This is a genomic window from Microcoleus sp. B5-D4 (assembly GCF_036705145.1).
Classification (GTDB): domain Bacteria; phylum Cyanobacteriota; class Cyanobacteriia; order Cyanobacteriales; family Microcoleaceae; genus Microcoleus.
Genome location: NZ_JAUBTV010000061.1, coordinates 1 through 21,773, shown reverse-complemented (window position 1 = coordinate 21,773; position 21,773 = coordinate 1). Strand labels below are relative to the sequence as shown.

18 protein-coding genes are annotated in these 21,773 nt (G+C 44.5%); 5 read left to right on the top strand and 13 right to left on the bottom strand.

What is annotated here, in order from left to right; all coding sequences use genetic code 11:
- Window positions 1–52: 52 nt before the first annotated feature.
- From QUB10_RS23810 to QUB10_RS23800, 3 genes are all read right to left on the bottom strand, one after another.
- A complete protein-coding gene (locus tag QUB10_RS23810; RefSeq protein ID WP_333048758.1) occupies window positions 53–1,138 on the bottom strand; it encodes a hypothetical protein in 1,086 nt (361 codons plus the stop codon).
- Between the two features lie 350 nt (window positions 1,139–1,488).
- Window positions 1,489–2,475: a hypothetical protein gene (locus QUB10_RS23805; protein ID WP_333205711.1), complete on the bottom strand. Its 987-nt coding sequence runs from the start codon at window positions 2,473–2,475 to the stop codon at window positions 1,489–1,491.
- 14 nt (window positions 2,476–2,489) lie between these two features.
- Window positions 2,490–5,693 carry a hypothetical protein gene (locus tag QUB10_RS23800; RefSeq protein ID WP_333205710.1) on the bottom strand — a complete coding sequence of 1,068 codons (3,204 nt, stop codon included), beginning with the start codon at window positions 5,691–5,693 and terminating at the stop codon, window positions 2,490–2,492.
- A gap of 88 nt (window positions 5,694–5,781) precedes the next feature.
- Here QUB10_RS23800 and QUB10_RS23795 point away from each other — a divergent pair, with 88 nt between their 5' ends.
- Window positions 5,782–6,240 carry a four helix bundle protein gene (locus QUB10_RS23795; protein WP_333151780.1) on the top strand — a complete coding sequence of 153 codons (459 nt, stop codon included), beginning with the start codon at window positions 5,782–5,784 and terminating at the stop codon, window positions 6,238–6,240.
- Window positions 6,241–6,522: 282 nt separating this feature from the next.
- Here QUB10_RS23795 and QUB10_RS23790 read toward each other — a convergent pair whose 3' ends face one another.
- The 3 genes from QUB10_RS23790 to QUB10_RS23780 form a co-directional block, all read right to left on the bottom strand.
- Window positions 6,523–7,134 (bottom strand): hypothetical protein, encoded by a 612-nt coding sequence (locus QUB10_RS23790; protein ID WP_333109686.1) that lies wholly within the window; start codon window positions 7,132–7,134, stop codon window positions 6,523–6,525.
- A 136-nt stretch (window positions 7,135–7,270) separates the two neighbouring features.
- The gene (locus QUB10_RS23785) at window positions 7,271–9,676 is read right to left on the bottom strand and encodes a hypothetical protein (RefSeq protein WP_333205709.1); all 2,406 of its coding nucleotides are present in this window, start codon (window positions 9,674–9,676) and stop codon (window positions 7,271–7,273) included.
- 233 nt (window positions 9,677–9,909) lie between these two features.
- Window positions 9,910–13,479 carry a hypothetical protein gene (locus QUB10_RS23780; RefSeq protein WP_333205708.1) on the bottom strand — a complete coding sequence of 1,190 codons (3,570 nt, stop codon included), beginning with the start codon at window positions 13,477–13,479 and terminating at the stop codon, window positions 9,910–9,912.
- A gap of 174 nt (window positions 13,480–13,653) precedes the next feature.
- On the opposite strand from QUB10_RS23780, the gene QUB10_RS23775 reads away from it, so the two are divergent.
- A complete protein-coding gene (locus QUB10_RS23775) occupies window positions 13,654–13,893 on the top strand; it encodes a hypothetical protein (protein WP_333151774.1) in 240 nt (79 codons plus the stop codon).
- Between the two features lie 147 nt (window positions 13,894–14,040).
- On the opposite strand, the gene QUB10_RS23770 is transcribed toward QUB10_RS23775, so the two are convergent.
- Complete coding sequence (locus QUB10_RS23770; protein ID WP_333205707.1) at window positions 14,041–14,664, bottom strand: siphovirus Gp157 family protein; 624 nt, start codon at window positions 14,662–14,664, stop codon at window positions 14,041–14,043.
- Between the two features lie 2 nt (window positions 14,665–14,666).
- Complete coding sequence (locus tag QUB10_RS23765; protein ID WP_333205706.1) at window positions 14,667–14,840, bottom strand: hypothetical protein; 174 nt, start codon at window positions 14,838–14,840, stop codon at window positions 14,667–14,669.
- 65 nt (window positions 14,841–14,905) lie between these two features.
- Between QUB10_RS23765 and QUB10_RS23760 the strand changes: the two genes are divergently transcribed.
- From QUB10_RS23760 to QUB10_RS23750, 3 genes are all read left to right on the top strand, one after another.
- Window positions 14,906–15,979 carry a hypothetical protein gene (locus QUB10_RS23760; protein WP_333205705.1) on the top strand — a complete coding sequence of 358 codons (1,074 nt, stop codon included), beginning with the start codon at window positions 14,906–14,908 and terminating at the stop codon, window positions 15,977–15,979.
- A gap of 73 nt (window positions 15,980–16,052) precedes the next feature.
- The gene (locus tag QUB10_RS23755; RefSeq protein ID WP_333205704.1) at window positions 16,053–16,307 is read left to right on the top strand and encodes a hypothetical protein; all 255 of its coding nucleotides are present in this window, start codon (window positions 16,053–16,055) and stop codon (window positions 16,305–16,307) included.
- 101 nt (window positions 16,308–16,408) lie between these two features.
- The gene (locus tag QUB10_RS23750; RefSeq protein WP_333205703.1) at window positions 16,409–16,657 is read left to right on the top strand and encodes a hypothetical protein; all 249 of its coding nucleotides are present in this window, start codon (window positions 16,409–16,411) and stop codon (window positions 16,655–16,657) included.
- 150 nt (window positions 16,658–16,807) lie between these two features.
- Here the strand turns inward: QUB10_RS23750 and QUB10_RS23745 are convergent, their stop codons facing one another.
- The 5 genes from QUB10_RS23745 to QUB10_RS23725 form a co-directional block, all read right to left on the bottom strand.
- Complete coding sequence (locus QUB10_RS23745; RefSeq protein ID WP_333205702.1) at window positions 16,808–17,140, bottom strand: XisI protein; 333 nt, start codon at window positions 17,138–17,140, stop codon at window positions 16,808–16,810.
- Window positions 17,128–17,544, bottom strand: coding sequence for an element excision factor XisH family protein (locus QUB10_RS23740; RefSeq protein WP_333205701.1), 417 nt, complete (start codon window positions 17,542–17,544; stop codon window positions 17,128–17,130). Before QUB10_RS23740 ends, QUB10_RS23745 begins: the two co-directional genes overlap by 13 nt.
- A gap of 442 nt (window positions 17,545–17,986) precedes the next feature.
- On the bottom strand, window positions 17,987–18,325 hold the full coding sequence (locus tag QUB10_RS23735) for a hypothetical protein (RefSeq protein WP_333205700.1): 339 nt from the start codon (window positions 18,323–18,325) through the stop codon (window positions 17,987–17,989).
- Between the two features lie 291 nt (window positions 18,326–18,616).
- Window positions 18,617–20,221, bottom strand: coding sequence for a relaxase/mobilization nuclease domain-containing protein (locus QUB10_RS23730; protein ID WP_333205699.1), 1,605 nt, complete (start codon window positions 20,219–20,221; stop codon window positions 18,617–18,619).
- 65 nt (window positions 20,222–20,286) lie between these two features.
- On the bottom strand, window positions 20,287–20,700 hold the full coding sequence (locus QUB10_RS23725; RefSeq protein WP_333205698.1) for a plasmid mobilization protein: 414 nt from the start codon (window positions 20,698–20,700) through the stop codon (window positions 20,287–20,289).
- Window positions 20,701–21,773 lie beyond the last annotated feature (1,073 nt).

Sequence of the window (21,773 nt, the reverse complement as noted above, 5' to 3'; positions counted from 1 at the left end):
AGTGAGTAACAACTCGGTGCGGTGAAGAAAAAGCTATCGGAATTTCCTTCCCCTAGATTAGTTTTCCGGCAATAACGCCGATCGCGTTACTGGCAATATCTGTAAGCTGTTTGGTGCTATTGGCGATCGCACTGTACAAAGCAGTTCCTCCACCCTTGGCTATTAACACGGCTAGAACGGGAGAAAACACAGCTAAAAAGAATAAAAAGGCGATATCTGTAACTAACTCTGCATCGGACTTGACAATCACTACAGCGACTAATCCAACGACGATGTTGTACCCCAATTGCACTCCAAATAACGACATAAATCCTATTAGCCAAGCCCAGATTGGTTTTCCTTGCAGCGGCAGCAGCGACAAGCCCATTGCCAGAGGTCCGAATAGAGCTGTTAGCAACAATGCTGCTTCTAAAATATTGACAAATGCCCACTGTACTGATCTAAGAATTAAGCGAATGATGGGCAAGACAGTAGACCTAAAAACTTGTCCTGCAAAATCGCCATTTCCTATATCCTGAAGATTGGCAACATTGCCTAAGTTTTCGACAAATCGCTGCAAGCTTTTGAGAGGTCCTCCATTTTGCTGTTCGGCTGCCTGGAGGATTTGTTGAGCTGGCTGTTTTTTGCTGTTCCAACATTCCACTAAAGCTGATCCAACTTTGCCCTGACATTCGCTGTAGAGTTTTTCGATTTCTTCTTTGCCAGCACTGGTGAGGTTAACGTCGCTCAGGGCAGTTCTGAAGGTCATTTCTCCGACTTGAATTTTCATAATTTCTTGAACTTGAGTGCTGCCTACAGCTTTGATGAATTTGACGCTTTCAGCTAAGACTTTACCGTTGTTGCTGAGAAATACTACAATTACGAGTGGCCAGATAAACATGGCTACTAGCTCTGACCAAGACTGTTTTTCGATGATTTCTTTGCCACTGGTGACAGCGAGGTAAGTAACAGATATTCCCGCCAGAATTAGTCCTAGTTTGACTAAGGCAATCCAGAGAGAGGATTCTTGAGTGTTGAAGGTGTTAAACCAAACTAAATTCCACGATTCGACGGTTTTTTGAGAGACTTCTATGGCATCAGAGAGAGTGTCCAGGGCTTGTCCTGCTGTGCTAGTTTGGGCGATTAGTTGTGTCAGCATCTTTGGAAGGGGAGGGGGAAGGGGAAGGGGAAGGTTAAGAGAAGGGGAGGGGAAAGGGGAAGGGGAAGGAGAGGGAGAGAGGGGGAGGGGGAAGGGGAAGGGGAAGGAAAAACCAGGTTATTATTAGCTTTGCTCGCTACTAATTAGTGGTAGTTTCGGAGTTGAGGAAGGGGGAAGAGAGGGGGAGGGGGAAGGGGAAGGGGAAGGGTAGAAAAATTTGGGGAAAATCGCGTCATTTTCTACATTGGGGAGCTGATTATTTACACTTTGATAAGTGACAGAAGAAGGTGCAACTCAAAAAAGCGAAAGTTTATCCTTCCTCCCCCTTCCCCTTCCCCTTCCCCCTCCCCTTATTCACCCAAGGTGATGCCTCCCGGCATTTGGAACAGTCCGGCTTGAGTAGAAGAAGCGGTAGCCGCCGCAGCATCTTGCCGTCTCTGGGCTGTGGTAATTTCGTTGAGTTCTTCAGCTTGTTGAGCGTTGAGAATGTTGGCAAAACTGCGATCGATTTGAGCTTGCTGGCCCTGCATGACTAAAGCACTTTGATTTTCTGCTGATAAGGCTGCTTGCTTAGCTGCGATCGCACTTTGTTGAGATATATTTCTCATAATGTTCTGGGTGACATCTTGACCTTCTGAATCAGCACCCAATTCCATTGAATTTTGGCTCTCGCGATTAGTTTGCTCTACGTTTTGCTGGACAATTTCTTTCATCTGAGCTTGCTTTTGTTGAGCTTCTTTACTGAGAGTGGCTTTATTGGCTTCACTGACAGCACTTTCTCTTTCTGCGAGTTCTGCGGTATTCTCTTTGAGGCTGTAAGAATCTTGTGGTCTCTTCTCTAAAGCAGCGGATAGTTTTGTCCCTTCGCTTTCGGAGGTGTTGCCGTCCATTATGCTTTTAACTGCTTCTTTTAGGTCTGGAACTTTCAATTCTCCCAGAAATGAAGAGAGGGTTGACTCTATTTCACTGCTAAATTTTTCGACTTTATTTAACAAATTGTCCCAGATGCCTGAGATGCTGTCGGAGATGGTGGAGATGGTATCTGAAATTTCGCCTGTTATGTCGCTAATTGTGTTTTCTATACCTCCTATTTCTTTCGGGTTGCTCAAGAAGTTATTAGCTGATTGTTGGATTTGGCTTTCTATTTGTTGATTGGGAACTGTGAAGCTGGAGCGGTTGAAAGTGCTGCTGTTAGGATTGTTTAAGCTGGGAAGCTGTGTTGCAGTCGGATTGCTGTCAGAGGTTTGAGCTTTTGCTTCAACAGAATTTAGTATTAAGCTCAGCCAAATTGCAGGAATACTGAGGGCAAGTTTGACAACAAACTTCGGTGATTTCATCGGCTTTTCTCCGTCTAGCTAGCAATAAGGTCTTGAGGGGATTTGTGTCCATTGATATCAGTGACTGCATTCTTGCCAATATTGGCTAATGAACGCCCTTCTTTAACGGCTTGTACATATTCAGAGGCAAATTGTTTGAGTGCTAGCAGTTGGCCTTTTAACGTATTGGGATATTGAGCCATCACTCGTGCGCGAGCCATCAATTCAGCTTGATTGTTAGCCACACTTGCTAATATCATTTCGCCTGGATAGTATCGGCTTTGCCAGAAACGACCTCCTTTTTCAATTAGCCAATTGGAATAAAGGTCGGCAGCTCTGGGAAGGAAAGCTTCTGTGGCATTTTGGCTAATAATTTCAGCCGGATATGCCAAACGTTTAATCCAAGAAGTGGCTCCGTTTGATGTCAATCTTCCGGTAATTCGATACACCATGTTTTGCATAATCATAGTTCCCGCACTACAATCGCAAATACTGTCGATATCTTGGGCTAGCAAGAGCACTGAAATGCCATTCTTTCTACCCACTGCACAGAGTTCGCCTACTACTTCAGCAAATCCGTCTTTTTTAAACAAAATCGAAAGTTCGTCTCCGATAAATAGGCTTTTAGGGTGAGAAAGTGCGTTGCGGATGCAAGCAGCGTGGGCGTTAATGGCCATTAAATACTGGTCTTGTTCGTTACCCAAACCGCTAAGGGCAAAAAACTTAACAGCGGGTTCGGGTGAAAATGTACTCGGTCTGCCAATTGCTTTCCCTAAAGGTGAGGCTAGTAATGCGTTGCATTGAGTGATAATTTGGTTGATGGCAATGCGGTCGAAGTCGGTAAAGTTTTGTAGGTTTAGTTGCTCTTTTGTGCAGAATTTCAGGAGGTTTGTGAGGGTTGGCATTTCTTGCCACGCGGTCGATTTCCAGCCTTTTTCAAATGCCGTATTGTAGCGCTCGATAATGTCTGGGTCTTCCAGAAATTTTTTCAGAGTTAGCAGCAACATGGCATCGACTCGCTGCGCTAATTTTGGGTCGCGGACTTTACCCATGCTGATAATAGTCAGCGCTTTTCTGATAAACTCTTTCCATTGGTCTAGTCGGCGCGATCGTTCTTCTCTATCAAAGCGTCTCAAATCGGGTATTTCGAGTAGATTTGAGCTTCCAGAGGTGATGTCGTAGTACGCACCGTCGTCGCCTAACAGTTTCACTGCGGTCTCAAAGGTGCTGCCGCTTCCTGCTGAGATGTCCATACCGACTACTGGGATATTAGCGGCTATTGCATCGGCTGCAAATCGCCATCCCAAAACACTTTTACCGGAACCAGACTCGCCTGTTATAACGGCGCGGCTGGTTTGGTTGTGCATGAGGTCAACGTACACGGGTTTGCCGCCTTTGGTGATGAATTCAACTCCTTTTGAGTCGATGTCCCTTACAGCAGTTAAGGGCAAAATACCGGGGACAGTTTCGGTGTCTAAGGTGAGGCGGCGTTCGTTAATTAGCGAACTGCTATGCAGCAGCCAGCTTACAGTAATGGGCAAAGTTTCTAGCCACAGTTGCCAAGCAATGTTGCGCTCTCTTAATACCTTGGCAGAGCCGAAGCTGTGGGAGAGCATTTGGGAAGCGTGTGTTAGTTGCTCCGGGGTTGGTCGGTAGACTAAGAAGGTGACAGCAGCGTGAATTGCTCTTGCACCTTTGTACATTTTTTTCTGGGCTTCAAAGGATTCTTCCTGTTTGACTTCTGCTCCTACATCGCGACCTTGACCTTTTTCTAAAGCGCGTTTTTTGGCACTTTTTGATTGTTTAGCTTGCCTTGCTAAGTTGTCTTGAATAATAAAGTTGGGAGCGGCGCTAATTTCGACAACGGCTTCAGTATCGCGGACGTAGCTGTTGCTCATAATTTTCCAGAGCCATTGCAGTTGCTCTCTGGTATTGAGCCAGCCGCCGGGGCCCTCTTCCATTGTTAGCACACCGCATTCTGCGTTTCTGCCGGGGAGCAAAATGCGTGAGCTAGCTTTTCTGTGTTCTGGGCAGCTCGAACGGCCGCTCATACCTTCAATTAAAATGGTGCAGGCGTGTTTGTGACTGTTGAGGGTTTCGGTTAGTTTGTAGTCCGACGCGGTTTCTTTTAAGGTGAGAAGTTGGGGAATAGGGGGTACGGGTGCGCTGTTGAATTTTTGCCACAGCCATCCCCACAATGCTTGGGCATTCATGGGTTGAATTTCCAGTCCGATTTTGGTGTTTAGCAAGAGTTCCCACCGGATATAGCCTTGCTCGAAAGCGTCGAGCAGCAGTTGTTTGTAAAAGCGTTCAGAGTAGATGCGCTGGTTGCCTGTAAATTGTGCAGCAATGCTGTTGGCTGTGTTGATAATTCCATTGATGAATTTACTCAGAGGGTCGTTGGATTTGGAGCCAGATTGAGCGTTGAATGTCCAAGTGCAGAAAATAGTTTGGTTCCACAGTTGTCTGGTGCCTGCTAAGTTGAGTTCTTGAATGCGTTTCTGTTCGTTACGAACGAGTACAGAAATGGGTTTGAGGTGACAGTTGTCAGCCAATTCAGTTAACTGTTGCTGGCGAAGGCAATCGCTGCTGTAGCAGCCGGTATGAAAGGTCATTTTTTCACCTGGGGGAATGTCTTTTAGCCCTTCTTCTAAGGCGGTAGCTGCATTGTTTACTTCATGACGGTAGAGAATGTTGTGAAAGCCAGCCGTCTCGAATCCGAATACAATTTGGTATTGACTGCCTTCATTCAGTAAGTAACCCGAAACTTCTCGACCATCCTTTTTGATAGTGACTAAACACAGGAGGTTTTGGTAGTTTTGGAATGGCATAAGTCGGCTGTTACCTCCTTGTTGATTGGGAGCAAGTTTGGGTTTAAGTTTGACTCGGACTTGTGAATCGCTGATTCGGTGGCGAATCGGGTTTGGTCGGTATTGGGGAACGGGAGAAAGGTATAAAAGATTGCCGTTGTACCACTCATTGCCCGGCGGAGGTCTAAACCTGTCTACAAAAAGGTGAGGTTTGTTACCTGTCAGGAGCCACCAGCTTACAATTAGCCAGAAAGTAGTGATGAAAAACCAAGGCATTCCTAAGCTGAATAGGCCGTTGGTGAGGATGTAGGAAATTACAGTGATTAGCATCCAGGGAATTAGCTGTTCCGCTGGGATGATGCCGATGCTGGCTTGTTTGCCGAGAATCTTATTGACGGAAATAAAGTCTTTATCTGGGTCTTTAAGCATGGTAATAGGGGGAGGGAAAGAGGAGGGGGAGAGTGGGGGAGGGGGAGAGGGGGAGAGTGGGAGATTCGGAGAGGGGGAGAGTGGGAGAGTGGGAGAGGGGATAATAGAAAGCGGAGTTAAGAAATTAGAGCTTGAAATGAACAGAAAACCAATTCAATCCCACCGAGATTTAGAAGTGTATCAGCTTGCATTAGATGTGGCTATGCAGATTTTTGAACTCTCTAAAAAGTTTCCTATTGAGGAACGATATTCATTGACAGATCAAATTCGTCGGTCTTCGCGTTCTGTTTGTGCCAATTTGTCTGAGGCATGGCGTAAACGGCGTTATGAAGGAGCTTTTGTATCCAAATTAAGTGATTCTGAAGCTGAAGCTGCTGAAACTCAAACTTGGATTGAATTCGCTGTTAAATGCAATTACTTGGATGTTCAGGTTGGTAGAGAGCTGTATCAACATTACAATCAAATACTGGGTACACTGGTCAACATGATTAATAACCCTTCTATGTGGCTCCTTCCAGTGTCAAAAAACCATACTAAGAGTCGGTGAACGAAAGAGTGGGAGAGTGGGGGAGTGGGGAGTGGGGGAGAGAGGGAGAGGAGGAGAGGGGGGGAGAGTGGGGGAGGGGAAGAGTGAAAGAGTGGGAGATTAGAGGTGTGCAGTAAACAGCAAGCTGTTTGAATTTTTAGGTAGATTGCAGTTACATAATCCCTCATTTCTATTCAATTGGGTGAGTATATGTTAGATGTTGAAGCCCTCTAGTTTTTATCGGGTTGTTGCAAGTTTTCAAACTTCTCCCCCTCTCCCCCTCTCCCACTCTCCCATTCTTCCCTAAGCTCCTCCACCTCCGCCATTGCCAACGAACAGAAAAGTTATTACGTCAACGGCAATTACAATGGCAAAGGCTAAGGCAACTTGGGTAACAATTGGTCTCCAGTCATTACCTTGTTGTGCTTGGTTGTAGGCGAAAAGAGAAGCGGCTGCTACTAACAAAAGAAATGCTCCGCGAATTAAGTTGAAAATCAGTTCGATGACTTCGGTATCAATAGCTTCGCCTCCTGCTGAAGAGGCTCCTTCTGCGAGTTCTTGCATAAATTCTTCTAAGCCGGAGAGGAAGAGGGCGTTGGCTGGGGAATCGAGTACGGAGCAAAGCGCAGTAGAGGTGATAATGGCAGTGGCAATGTGCCAAAAACGAATTTTGCAGCCTATGTATCGCTCTACAATGGGAATAGCTCTAGTGAGATGCCATAAACTCAAAAACACAATGCTGGAGCAGCCTAAAGTCGCAATTAAGAGCGGGTCATGAATGCTGAAGTAGATGAGTGAGGCTAGGCAAATGCCGAGGAATGGAAGGTCGCCCAGTTTGATTTTCTGTTGTTTTAACCAGCGTGATAATGAGTTGCGGTTTCGTTCATTTCTTGTTTGGTCTAAGTAAGTAGCCATGTCACTATCTCGATTAATTTAGTGCTTTAATGCTAATTTAAGTTGCATCTAATCCCTGCAAAATCGCCAAAAAAGGTGATTTTATACAGTGAGAGTGACCCCCTCCAAATGGAGGGTGCAAGTGAAAAAAGTTATTTCAAATTTCCATTTCGGTCTCAGTTTTTCTCGCTTCCTGCTTGTTGGAGTTCTGGTTTGGAGCAAGTTGCTGTTGGGAGAGGAGATTTTCAACTACTTCTGGTGGAATGTCGCACAGAAGTACCTCAAGATTACCTTTTTGGAGGCTGGCCTCAAAAACTATCTCGCTGTGAGAGTTAAAGCCTTTGACAGTACCCTTCGACTTGGATTTATCGCTGAATTCGACTTCAAAGTCGAGGCGCGAGCCCTGGGAATCGGTAAAGCTCACTTCATCCTGACCGCTTCTCTTTACCATTTCAGCTAGACGTTCTTGGTTGAGAGCTTGTTGAAAAATCTTTAAACGGTCGAGTTCTTCTTTTTCTTCAGGTTTCAGGAAGTCGTTTGTAACTTCCCATTCTCCAGTTTTATCCTGTACTGCTGAAAACAGTTCCTCGCCTTCCTTAGTTTTTAAGCTGACAGCGGTAGAGGAGTCAAAATTTGTTACATAAAGTTTGGCTTGTCCAAAATCTACGCCGTCTTCTAATGCAATGCCTTCCGCATTTGCTTCTTCTTCAGCTAGGCTGTAAATTTTTGCCAGTGTTGCTGCAAGTTGGGAGTCCTGAGTAAGATTTTGGGCTGTCACAGTGATTTTTTTAGCAGTAGCGTTAGCGCTGCTAGCTGGGATTGTTGATTCTAATGAAATTGTTTCACCTATTTCTGTTCCGTTTTGTACGAATTGGTCGCTGAGGGATGGAGTCGAGCTTTCGGGCGGTTCTAATTTTGCATCGCCAGCTTGAACGCCTGTCTCGCTTTTTTGAAGAGAAAGTTTGTTCTCTAAAGCTTCTATTCGCTCTTCTAGGGTATCGAGTCGCTTTTCAAGTCGGTTGAGTGCTTCATTTATTTGTACGAGTTGTTCTTCAAAACTCGCCTCTGTGTCAATCTTAATAGCAGCCGTTTTTTCAGAAGTGTTGTCTCTCACACTGCCGGAAATTTTATCAACTTTTCCGTGAACTTTGCTAACAGCTTTAGCTAAGAGCATACCGGGTGTTGACACAAATTCGGCATCCGGTTCAGGTAAGATGTTTTGTTCCGGTTCTGGCTCCGGTTCAGCTATCGGTAAAGCTTCGGATTCGACCATTGCATCTGCAACTGAATCCGCTTCAACCAAGTTGGTAACTCGCTGGGAGAGCGAGTCAGCCCGCTGGCTTTGAGCTTGGAGCCTTTTGACAATACCGGCAACTTGGCGCTCTTTTCCAGCCCCAAGAGCAGCTTCTATAATTTGAGAAGCTGCTTTTTTGCCAATCAGAGTAGCGAGAACTGCAACTTGACCGCTCATACCGCTGACAGTTGTACCTTCTACCTCATTTCCAGAAATGGCTGTTCTACCACTAACTTGTACAGCAGCATCGAGGATACTATCGATGTTCTGGTCGTTTGATTTTTTGCCTTGAGGTCGCTGTTGGCTCGTTCGGGTTTTTGAAGGTGTGCGTGCTAAGGATTCAGCAACTTCTACCGCTTCATCTGTCTGAAGTTTTCTTTTGGCTTGGGATTTAGCTGATAATTCTTCGTCTTCCAAATCTTCTCGCTCAGAGTTTTGAAGGTGGCTTTTAGTTTGAGGCTTAGCTTTAGGTTGAGGTTCTTTGAATTCAAACTCATCTAACTCACTTAGCTCATCTCTCGGAGAGCGGCTTAAGGCTTTAGATTTAACCAGTGGTTCTTCCGACTCTAACTCCTCTACGTCATCTTTTCGGGGTCTTCTTTTGGTTTGAGAGTTGGGTGATGGCTCGTCGTCATCCGAATTTTCTATTTCATCTTTTTTTGATTTGATATTGGCTTTAGATTTCGATTTGTGCGAGGGTTCATCATCTTCTAAGTCCTCTAGCAAATCGTCTTTTGGAGACTTGTTGGCCGTTTGAGATTTCGATCGACGCGAGGGTTGCTCATCCTCTAATTCATCTAGTAAATCGTCTTTTTTAGACTTAGTTGCAACTTTAGATTTAGACTTGGGGGAGGGTGGCTCATCATCCAATTCATCTAGTAAATTGTCTTTTTTAGACCTTGTTTTAGTTCGAGGCGAATCGAGTAATGCTTCAATTCCTGTTTTAGTAAATCGGTTGTCGTCCGGCTCTCCCAAGTGTTCCATCATGTATTTTCCTGTGGTAGAGCCGTACTCAGGTCGATCGCTCAAACTGAGGACGAGTCCGTTGTGCTTGACCTCCACGCTAATGCCAGGTTTGCCGTCTGCTTCCGTTAGTTCTTCAATTGCATCGGCAAAATCTTCTACGCTGGTGAGTCCGTTGTCCAGGCAGTAATCTAAAGCTTTCTCGCAGCGATTTCTTAGGTAGTTGAGGATTTTCTTGCCCTCCGCTGTGTTAGGGGTGATGTAGTTTCCCTGGCTTCGGCTTCGGTATGCTGTTTTTGTAGCCATAATCTTTGTGGCGGCGTGAGTGGATATTTCCCATGAAATTCGAGCAGTATGGCTACTGACTTCACTCGGAAGAGCGGTTTTGGGGAGTTAAAGTGACCCCCTCCAATCGGAGGGGGAATTGTCGTCTACTAATAAATAGTTCCTGTTTGGAACTCGCTAAAAAACTAACTGTTCGGTCAACGAGCTTTCTTGGCGTTCACACTTACCCGGTCTTAGATGTAGGGTAGTTGATGTTAAAGTTGTGTATCTGCATCTCTTTTTGGTGAAGATGTAGAAGCTAATTCAGCATCAACTTCTTTGAGGTATTTGATAAACTGAGAGCTGCTGTTTTCAGAAAGTTTCTTAATGATTTGACCTGTTTTCAAGTCAGCAGCCAAGACCGGATTATCAGCTTTATCTCTGACTAAACACCTAACATTATTGCGAGATTGGCTAATAAAAGCTGTCCAGTTCCCCACAGGGATTTTAGTTTCTCCAGTTTGGTTATATGCTTCAGAAATCGCATCTTTCAGCAATTGTGAGAGGTGGGCGGGGCTGGCAGCAATGTTTTCGGGTTGAGATGGCGGTTTGTTTTGGGTAGGGGTTGGCGGTACGGATTGCGATCGCTTTTGGGTAGGGGTTGGCGATACAAGCGGTCGCTCTTGACAAGGAGTTGGCGATACGGATAGCGATCGGTCTTGACAAGGGGTTGGCGCGACTTCTGAAAGTTCCTCAACTGATTCAATTAGTTGCACAGAGCTAGGGTTGATGTTTAAGATCAGAGCGCTGCCTTTAGGCGAGGGTTCAATAGTGGCCTCAAAGGTAGTGCCGATCGGCAATTTAGGTGAATTAGCAGAGAACATAGCTAATTCTTGTCCGTCAAGGAGGACAATAGGGCTGCCGTCGCGCCTTGAATCGGTACCGCTAACAGAACCCACCTCAAAAGTCAATGTTTTCTGCCTCCATTTGGGACTACTAAAGTCAACATCTTTCAAGTCATTGTACTTCTGTCCAATCAGTTCAGCTCTGTCAAACTGAAAGGTTTGCAATTGCTGGCAAATTTCATCTGTAAACAAATTGAGAACCAATGCTGCTTTAGGTGTTTGGTTTTGGGACTCAAGCCAAGTATAATCAGCAGGAGCTACAATACGTGAACTGACATCTTTGGTGCGACCAAGACCATCGCGGTAGGTTAAGTCTAAACTGTCGATGTCGTTGACATTTTCGCAAAACTTTTTCTCAAGAATTCCCACCAGTTTTTCGCTGGGTTCAATTAAGGCAAAATTGACCATTGGCAGGCTCGGATGCAAAGTTGCTTCATATTTAATGCCTTTGCTGTCTAACAATTCTTTCCAATGTCCAGCTAAGTCTTTGCCAACTGGCTGTCGCTTCTTATCCATGACAGTCTTATTGCTGCCGTCCCGTTCAAATTCCTCGAAAGGGACGCTCAGAACGTAAGTGTCTTTTGGCATTGCTTCGTGCAGTCGCTCGTACTCAGGTTCAAGGTTGAATTCAATCAGCAGTTGGCGAGAAAGTTCCTTACAAGCTTTGCGAGGAACTTCTAAGTTGGGATTTGCGGTTTCGACGTGCCACATCGCACTAGCAGCTAAAAACCGTTCTTTAGGGTCAGTCCAAGCTTCAGTTACATCGGCTCTTAAGCTCTCGTATAACTTGCTGACGGCTTCTTTAATTGCCTTAGAATCGCCGCCGCACTCCAAGTGAATTTCACCCATCCTTTCTCGATAGCGTTCCTTAATATCTTGCGCCCACCTGACATAATATTTCTCCCATTTTTCTCGTTCATCTAAATCAGAAGGAGACTCAAACAGGTAGCGAAATTCGTCGCGGTGGCGGCTTTTTAGACGAGTCGGTTCCCACTCTGGATTAACAGCCTCCCTAGCAATGCAATTGATAGCGGTGCCGTCTCCTATAGGTAATGGCACGGTTTTGTAAAGCCTGGGGTCGTCTTTGTAATCAAATAGGTAGCTTGGGTGCTGTTCTGACCACTGCTTAGCCTTGGACAATAAGGTGGGGTGGTGGTCTTCGGTGCGAGTAGCACTTTTGGGACTGTCCACTTCAATTTGCAGGGCATCAAATAGCTTTCCAAGAAGCTGCCGCTTCTGTTGATTGAATAAACTTTCTGGCTGTCCCGGTTCTGCTGCTGACGATTGCACTCTCCCGATTAAGGTAGCCACCCAGCCGATTTTATTTTGGGCGATGGCTACGGCAATTTGCCGCAATTTGGTATACTTGCGATCGCCATTACTATCGGTAGCTTTATTGTAGTCAACTTTCTCTCGCTTCTCAACTGCATCGTACTCATTCTCTTGATTAGCGTGCCTGGTTTCAGAGGCGATATTCGGCATTCGGGAAGCAGGCGTAACTACCAGTTGGTCGCCGTCAAAATCGCATTGATGATGCTGCATGGCTTGGTCGGAGCGAATGAAAACGCACCCTTTGTACTGCGTTAATTCAGGCTGGCTTTTGTTGTCTACTGTGTAGCGGCGGATGTTATCTTTACTGACGATGGGGTATCGGGTAACGATGACTTCTGTGCCGTGTCGCAAGTGGGGGGCAACAATTGTACCGGGCTTGAGGTTTTCACAAGGTTGAGCCATTGCTGAACCATGATGAATTGCTCCCTTAATTGCTAAGTCTTTCCACTTTTTAGCCAGTTGTTCTTGCATGAAATCGACGACTTTGGGAAAGTCGAGGAGTTGACCGAGTTTGTCGTTCCTCAAAATTGATATTAACCGGGATTCGTTGCGCTGGGCTTTTTCATCTGCTTCGTCTTCTAATCCGCTGCTGTCTTCGTGAAGGCTAGATTGAAAAGCAGCTTTTTTGTCGTGCTGCTCCACTAAGTATTTGGCAAGTTGCAGCCGGTTATTTTGCAAGTCAGCTAGCTTTTGGGCTTCAATTTTGGTCGGTGTGGCTATGTCAGCCCCAATAGCTGCTTCGGAATACCAAATCGAAAATTGCCAGGAATTTTCGTATTCAGTTACTTGGGCGTTGCCTCGATTTCCCAGTATAGCTTTGGGAAATTCGTAGTCGCCACAGGGGATAAGTTCAGCTAATTGCTCTTTAGCAACTCCTTTGATAGAGGAGCGATCCATGATGATATCATAACCCAAGTCGGAGGTTAAATTAGCATCAGGCAACAGCGTTCCTTTGGCAAGAAAGCTAATTTCTGGAGTGTGGCAGTCTTCTTGTCCCCATTCCTGCATCCAGGCAAATCTGAATTGAAAAGGTCGGTTGTAATTCCCTCCTAATTGTTGGGCTAGTGCCGGTGAAATTTTACCGTGACAGTCTCCGGTTTGCCACTTATGAGCTTTCGCTTTTTCACTTAGGTCATCGCTTTGAGAATCAACAATTTTGAGTCGCAAGGTTTCGCCGTCAAGGGAGCTATCTAATAATTTGGCTCCAAGGTTGCAACTGCTAACTAGCAGTGAGCCATAGCGACAGGCGTGGTCGGGTTGAGTTTTGAATACGCTCAACAGTTTGGTTGAGAGTTCAATGTCTGCAAAGTACACATTTTGGCCGGATCTGAAAGCAACTCTTCTGGTAATACCATCTCCGAAATCGATGTTTTTCAGAGGGTCGAAGCTGCTATCATTTGGGTCTGGTTTAACGATGCTTAGGGATGCTAATTCTTCAGGTTCAAAAAGCAGTTCAAGCAGGGAGTTACGCAGCACTTCTGATTCAGCTTGGTACCGCCCCTTTGCTCTACCGTCAGTCAACGACATATCAAAGACTGGGATTTTTAGTCCTTCCCCAGCTACCCATTCTGTGGAGCGATGTTCTGGGGTAAGTTTTCTTCTGCTCATTGATTAGCTCCTGAATCCTAGTTTTTACATTTTTAGGACTTACGCACAGTAATAGTCCAGATTTTGACAAGGTTGTTCCTTCACAAATTCCTGCTACTGAGTGATATTCACCCCCTCCAATTGGAGGGGTTTAGAAGAAAGAAGTAGCGTGTTACCATCAGAATGACAATCCCAATGTGGAGAAAAAAAGTGAAAGTAGTTCGCACAACTACGGCTATGGAAAGCCAACGGGATTATTTCTCTGATAGCGATAGCGATGCACTTGCTCGCGTTGCTTTTGGAGAAGGTGAAAACAGTCAGCAGTTTGGAGGTTTGAGTTTTGATGCTGACGGGGTTATTAAAGATAGAGTGTCAAAGTTGTTCAACGTCACCGAAGAACAAGTGGAGAACCCTCAATACTGGATTGATTTGTAAGATATCCCGACCCCAATTAAGTTGCGCTCTTACAAAACAAGCGTTTTCTACTCTAATTCGGAAATTTTTAATTCGGAGGTGTCTAATTCGGAGAGCTTTAACAATTCAGGTGTCAGACCAAGGTATTCCTGACACCTAAAAAGATGGCTAACGCCGTTTTTTGGACTGCGTTTTATCCGAAGAACGACTCTCAAGCGTCTGGTTGGCTTGAAGAGAGTGTAAATTGTTACCGGGAAGCAAGCTGTAAACCACTTTGCGCTTGCGGAAAACCCTAGTGCCATCTACAGGCATTCCTTGTTTCCAAGCGTCTGAAATCGCCTTTTTGTCGGCAGAAATTACGGTTTTGGTTTCGACTCGGCGATAGGGTTCTGGCAGTTGAGATGGGTCAATCAAAACTTCACAGGTAGGCGGATTTTCCTTGACAGCAATGCGGCGGTGTTTACCAATAATTTCTGAAGTTAACACGCCGCACTCGTTGAAGTAGAGAACGGTTTTATCTAAGCGCTCTCTCCACCCCTGGAGTTTGTTGAGAGCTCTTGAATGCAGTTCTATCAAATACTGCATCCGGGCTGTAATTCCTGCAATTTCGGCATCAATTTGGTCGGCTAAGTCGGCATGGGCATCAACAGCAAGTTCCTGAGTTTCTTGCGTTTGCCAAAGGGATTGCAGCAGTTGGTCAATTTCTTCTGAGCTTTCTGCTGACTCTAGTTGATGCCAAACTTGAGCCGCAGTTATTGAACTTTGAGCAAGCGTCGCTGTGGCTAAATTCATGCTTAGTATCCTCCGTTGATGCAGGTGTGATAATAATCGCGGCGTTCTTCGAGTTGAGTAAGCGCAGCCATTGTTGCCGCGTCGGATTTAAGAGAGATTTGTTTGTCCTTTTGAATTTTGCTAACTGGTTGAGAAGGAGTAAAATTTTGTGAGTTTGACTGGGTGATTTTTTGCATACAATTCAAAAAACTTTCTTAAAAATAGCGCGACCGCGCTCTTAAAAAAAGGAGTATTTAAAGTTATGAATTATCCTATAGTTTTTTACCCAAAAGTGGTAATGCAGTTCTGCCATCAATATCCTTTGCCAGAGGCAACTTCTAGTTGTGCCACCTCATCCCAACTTCAAGAAACTCAACAATTCGGGAAACCTGTTGTTTTGTTGACTCCGCCTCAACCACCTGTGGTGTTATCTGTCAAGTTGCTGTGGTTAATTTGGGTGTTTTGGCTCTATGGTGCGATCGTACTTCCGCTGTTAGCTATTTCCTGGGGTTGGCTGTGGTGGGAAATGCTGTTGGTAGTAGCTGCTTATTCATGTTTAATTGCGGCTGCTTATAGTTATGTGTTTGGTTGCCGTCAAAAACTGCTATCCAGGTATAAGCAGCAAGTTCTTGAGTACAACCAACAAAATATATTATTCCCTCAACATTTATCCTCGAATAAACAGCAAGAGTTTTCTAGTTTTAAGGTGGAAAAAGAAAGGTTGCAGACAGGTTTAAAAAGCGCTCAACTTGAGTTGGATTCCAGAAATCGAGCGCTCAAGGATTTGATGTCACTTCGGGTTAGTCATAATGGCATATCTCAAGCTCGGCAAGGAGTGAGTGAACAACTCTTTTTGCAATATTTGCAGCAATATTTCGAGGAAGTTGTCCAAGCAGCAGAGTTTAAAATTCCGTCATCTCAGAGGAGCTATTCAGCAGATTTTACTGTAATTCACACTCCATCTGGGATAGGAATTGATGTCGAGATTGATGAACCTTATGCTGGCAAATCTAAGAAGCCCACTCACTCCTGTGATGCTGACAGCGATATGCGCCGCAATCAATTATTCTTAGAGTGGAATTGGATTGTGGTTAGGTTTACTGAAAAGCAGGTGGTTCAGGCTCCTTTGAGCTGTTGTAAGTTCCTGGCTCAGGCGATCGCCTTTGTAACGGGCGATCGCTCTTATTTAAAGCAACTGGAAACTGAACCCGATTTGCTGAGCGTCAAACCTTGGACAACAAGAGAGGCAAGGGCTATGGCTAAAAGCAACTATCGCCTTACTTATTTACCTGGATTTGGCGTCGGTTCTGCTTGCGAGCGGGTTTCAAAGTTTTGATTAAGCGCCCGCAATATCCGAGTTATTGACTGCAATAAATGTTTATAATTAATACAAAGGAGATAAAATAGATATGCTGTCATTTGAAGAGGGGTTCATTGAAAGTCAACAGCTCAACCAAAGACTTTTGCAAACGATTCGCTTGGTTGGAGAGTACAAGGGCAAGCAGGAGTTATTCAAGCAACAAGCCCCGCAAGTTTTAAGCACTTTGCGCCAAGCTGCGGTTATTCAGAGCAGCGAATCTTCTAACCGCATTGAAGGCATTACTGTGCCCCTAGAACGCATTAAGAAATTAGTAACTGAAAAAACAACGCCACACGATTGTTGAGAACAAGAAATTGCGGGTTATCGGGACGTGCTAACTACAATTCACACCAATTATAACCACATTCCTTCTATTACCAGGCGTGGGAGTATTTCTTGGGAGTCATGCTGCTATCAGCTTATCGGGAGTTTGAGCAGCGGGTGGGATATGTTACATCCGCAAAAGGAACTAAAACGGCGATCGTATTGGATGCAATTAACAATTTGCCTCAAGAATTCTCCAGTAGGGAATTGCAGGAACGGTGTCCGACAGTGGGAATTAATTTGATTCGCCGTCTATTGCGCCGGGAAAGGGATGCAGGACGTTTAGAATGTCGGGGACGAGGAGTTGAGGCGCATTGGCGAAAGCAATAGATAGAGGAATTATGCACAAGCAACTGAGTGTTAAGTTCAAGTACGAAATATAACACCCAGTTGCAAAAATTATACAAGCTGACGAAAGCGGTTAAGTATTAAAAAAGTAGCCTTCAAAACAGCTAATTTTTTTTAACACTTAAACGTAATCTATCCGAGCGCAAATTCACTTAATTGTCGCATATTAGGGGGGTCAAAACCCAGTATTATGTCTTGTTTAGGAACTCCTAATTCTACGAGTTCGTTGGCAATACCTACCTCGGTTCCATCCTGCTGAATCCAAATTTTATTGTCCATAATATCCAGGTGCAAAACCGGGCCATAAATTCGCCGCTGATTGCGCCAGCCCACATATACTAATTGATAATGATCGCGCTCGGTATCAAAGATAGTTTGAGCCTGAATTCGCTCATCCCACACAAGACTAGCGTGTTGGGAGAGCAGATTTTGGATGTGCTGCCTATAAAGGTCTACATTTGCCATTGTGCGATCGCCTCCTGCTCTATATCGTAAACAATTAAATGAATTTTGTTTTGTTGAATTAAAGACTGAATAAACCCCATTGTAAAAAAACTCTCGTAGACATTGCTGGGTACTGCTAGGTATAAAATGCGGTCAGTTTCTTGTTGTTGCAAAGCTGCTCGATAACTAATGAATTGTCCTAATGCTGTGTAAAACTGGGAGATTTTGGAGGGGCCAATAAAGCTTTTGATTTCAACGGCAATTTTTTGTCCGTCTTTTTCGGCCGCAACCACCCTTTCGGCACCCAAGTCGATGTAAAGTTCGAGAGTTCCTGCTTGTAAAGTGTATGGATCGTGAGTAATCTGCCATCCATCTTTCTGGAGAGCGATTTTAACGACTTCGTGAAAGACATCTTTAGCAGACATAGCTGTACTGACTCGTTGTGTTTAATATCTTCGATAAGTAGGTAGGCGGCATTAAACCGAATAATGTAACAGTATGTAAATAGGCTTAAGTCAGCCAGTAGAGAGCATTTGGACACTTTACATCGTTTACATAGTTGCGTTTTAAAGCGCCGACTTACTTAGTTTTATTTCAAGTATATACGCTATTTATTTGAAAGCGATGTTTTCGGGCAGCGCCACAAAACTTTGCCCCTCGGCTTTTTTTAGATCAGAAAAAGCCTTTCGTCCAAATATGATTGTCCAGCCGATATAGTGTTGCAGCCGACGAGTCGAACATATCGGCTTGCTCTTAGTGCAGGAGATACACCTATGCTGCTATGAGAGGAAGCCATTTTTGGATGTGGCGAAAAATGTTTGCTATTGGCTGCCGGAGAAACAAACTTGTCTCTCCGGCATAATTTAATTACCAGTCGATTTTTAGCTCGCAGTTTTTGTTGCTGCCGTTGCTGCTACCATTGCTGCTACCATTATTTGTGTCGTTGTTGCTACGGTTGCTGCTTTCGAGAGGGAATTGGAAGTTTAATGCCAGCAGTTCTTGCTCAAGAATTGACTTTCGATCTTGGACTTTTTTGTCTCTCACAAGTCGCAGAGCGTGGATTATTTGGTCGATCGTTTGATAGCTTGTTTGTTGAAAATTCAAGACAAGTGTTGTTTGTCGGTCCATAATGTACAGTTGGTTTTCTGTTTGGTGGACGAAGGTTAAATTATTGAAGTAGTAGGTGTTGGTTTGTGAGACTTCCATTTTTTATCTCCGATACTTTATTTTTTGGCGCGACAGCGCTCATTTTTTTTGGTACTAAATTTTACGAAAAAACGTATAAATAATTTATTGTTATCAAGGTCGGCTCACAAAAAAAATGAGCAAGCGCCGTCTCAAGTTACTTAGCCAAATCAGAAAAAATAGTTGATAAATAAATCTATTCATAAATTGGTAATACTTAGTGGCAGCGCTATCAGTAATTTAGGTTGCAAGTTGAAAATTTGTTAAGTAGCATTTTTATTAGACAATACTCACTTTGTCAGGGAACCATAACTAATCCAATTCAATTTCTTGGATGCGCTGTTTATAAGGTTGGTTATTTTGTTGAATATTTTGCTGTTCTTGCTCAATTAATTGTATCCAGATATCATTCCAACTTGACTGTGGATTAACAACTTCTGCGTTCGGTAGCAGGGCGCTCGCATTTAGAGCGAGATGAGAATCTTCTGCAATCGCTATAATAACGCTATCGAGTTCTTGTAAGAATTGTATAGGCAGTTGTGAAGCTCGTTCAATTCCTAGGTAAATTGTGGGTGGTAGTGTTGCAGAGTTATCCTGGTTATTTTCCTGTTCAATAAGCAAAATTGAAAGAGCTTCTATTGGGTTACAGGCAATCACAGCTCGCTCAATTTCTCCAGTAGTGGCTACCCAGAAAGCAGCTTCAGATGACAGGGGTTGGGTTGTAGTAAAGTTGCCTCTTTCATCTAGAACAAAAGCGAAGCTGGCTTCCCCCTCAAGCGTCCGTGCCGTAAATACAGCCTTTTCTGAGTCGGCATACAGCCAAGAATGAGAGTGCAATTTTTCAAGCAATTCTAAAGGTAAACTGTACTCGACTGCTAGATGCAATCGGACTTTTTGCCACTGAGTTTCATTCCTTTCAGGAAGGATTGACAGTTGTAACTCTAACTCATTTGCTGCTGCAGGAGTTCCAGGTGCAGTTGTTTCTAGCTCAGATTGTGACAACCCTAACTCATTTGCTATTGCAGGAGTTCCAGGTGCGCTTGCTACTAATTCGGATTGTGACGACTCTAGCTCATTTTCCTCTGCCTCACTGGGGGCGATAGCTAAGTGTTGTGGCTGCATTAAAGCTTCAATTAGGGCGTTATCTCGCCCTTTGTCATAGCTAATGCCTCGATACTTCTGCAATCCACAAAAAGTGTAGGCTTTACCCAACTGAGTGCCACTTAAAGCGACTCCATCTAAATTGTAAGAAATGCCTGTACTGAAGCCAGTTCGAGTCAATCCGACTTGCACCTCTACGCCTTGTTGCTGCAACCGTTCAACGAATTCTGGCATACTTGGGTTGTCTTGGGTGACTTCATCAATTAGGTCTTGCAATTGCACCCTGACACTCTTGTTTCCCTTGCTTTTTAATTGCCTGTGTTCTCCTGTAGTCTGAGCTCGCTTGTCTGTTTCCCAACTGGGTGTAACAGTTTCCAGGTTGTAGTTCCGTTCGAGTTGGCGAATAGTTTCTTGGCTTTTGTAATAATCCCAGCTATCGTCAACAACACCTCCATCTAGGCAAATGCGACTGGCGACGATGTGGATGTGGTCGTGTTCTGTATCGCTGTGCTTGACAACTGCGTACTGGTTGTTGTCAAATTCCATCGCTTTCATGTAGTTGGCTGCGATCGCCAGCCAGCGTTGGTCATTTTCTTCAGAATCTTCTAGTTTTTCGGTGCTACCGACAGATAAAGTGGCGTGAAAAACTGCTACTTTCAGGTTAGGTCTTAGTTGTCGGGCGATGGCAAATTCAGCAGCGAGTTCTTCAGGAGTTTGTCCGCACATAGTACCGCCAATTAGAGCGGCGTCTTTTTTGCCCAGTACGTAATTCAGACAGCCCCGAAAGCCTGTACCTTTAATTTGTTTGCCAATCATAACCGAAAAGCCGTCAGTTGCACAGAATCGATTGCTCAGGCGGTAAAGCCGAGCCTTGTTAATAATTAGGGTACTGTAGATTTGGCAAGGTTTGCAACCATAGCTTTAATTGCACCCCCGTTTTCTCGAATGAGTTGCTGTACGCTTTCTAAGAGTCCTGTATTGACAACAATGGGTTCTCCCAATGCCACAGCACTATTACAAGCTTTAGTAATTTGATTTAGGTTGTTTCCTGCAATTCTCAATTGGGCATCAATCTGGCACAAAACTTGATAGGCTTTTAAGTCAAATGCAGCTAGAGGGCGTGGCAGGGTTCTTCTCAAAGCTGCACGGCGCATGAAGTCGCTCATGCTCAAATTGACTTGCTCTGCTCTTGCTTTGATTTGATTGTAGTCTGAGTCAGACAATCTCAGTTCCAGCCGACTCGAAAGTCTCGGATTTTGCTGCTGTTGAGGAAATTTCTTGAGCTTCATAGTCATAAAAATAGTTTAGTTTATCTCATTTTATAAACCTATAACTACTTTCAACTTCACCCCAAAAGAGCCAAATAGGGGCGTAAAGTGACCCCCGCCATCTGAGGATAACTGGTTGCGATCGTCGCTACTCAATAACTGACGAGCTTATCTATTTGCTTTTTAAAGTGTTTGCTCGACAGGCTCGGCGTTGTTAGCTCTTCTTGGCCTGGTGATTTATTATAGCTGTATAATATCCAGCTTAATTTGTATTACAGTTAGCTACATTTGTCATTAAAGCTTAAGAAAGTCTTAAGCCCGACTTTGCGGCTAGGATTCCGCATTCATGAGGGTGCATTATTTTTATTTAAAAGCAATAAATAAGGTTTTGTACGGACAAAAACATTGCTTGCTACTAATCGAGAACAGCCATAACCAGCCTCAAGAGGTTAAGGCATGAACAGCACAAAAAAGCAGCAAGTTGACCGACAAATTCAGGTATTTGCCGGACATTTTCGGATAAAAACAGGTAGAGTGCAGTTCCTGCAAATACCTGTATCTCACTGATTTTGTACTGCAAACGCCTGATTTTGTACTGCAAATGCCTGCGTTGCGATCGATCGCTATTTACAGTCGATGGCTATCGTGTTGACAACTGTAAAAGTCAACGCATACTCCGCCCTTCGAGCGCTCGACCTTCGTCATTAACATCGGACGATCGTCCGATGTTTGAAATAAAGAAAAGTTGTTTCTTTTCTGCGACCACAAATTATTCTCATTCGTGAGTAGCTGAATAACCGAATAATTACGAAGGTCGGATAAAGGATTGCGAATTATTCGCTCCCTCCGCTTTAATTCAATCTTGTGCTCGAAGCGCAGTTCCCTCCTACCCACTCGGTTTACAGTAGCCGTGAGGGAACTGTGGCTTCATTTACAGCAGTCGTGAGGAAACGGCGGGCTTGGTTTACAGCAGTCGTGAGGGAACGACCGCTTGGTTTACAGCAGCCGATCGACTCCCAACTATCAACCCACATTCCGCACCCCCAACTGGCACATACGCGGATTGAGGGGGTAAAAGTGAATCATCCGAGACAAAGCGT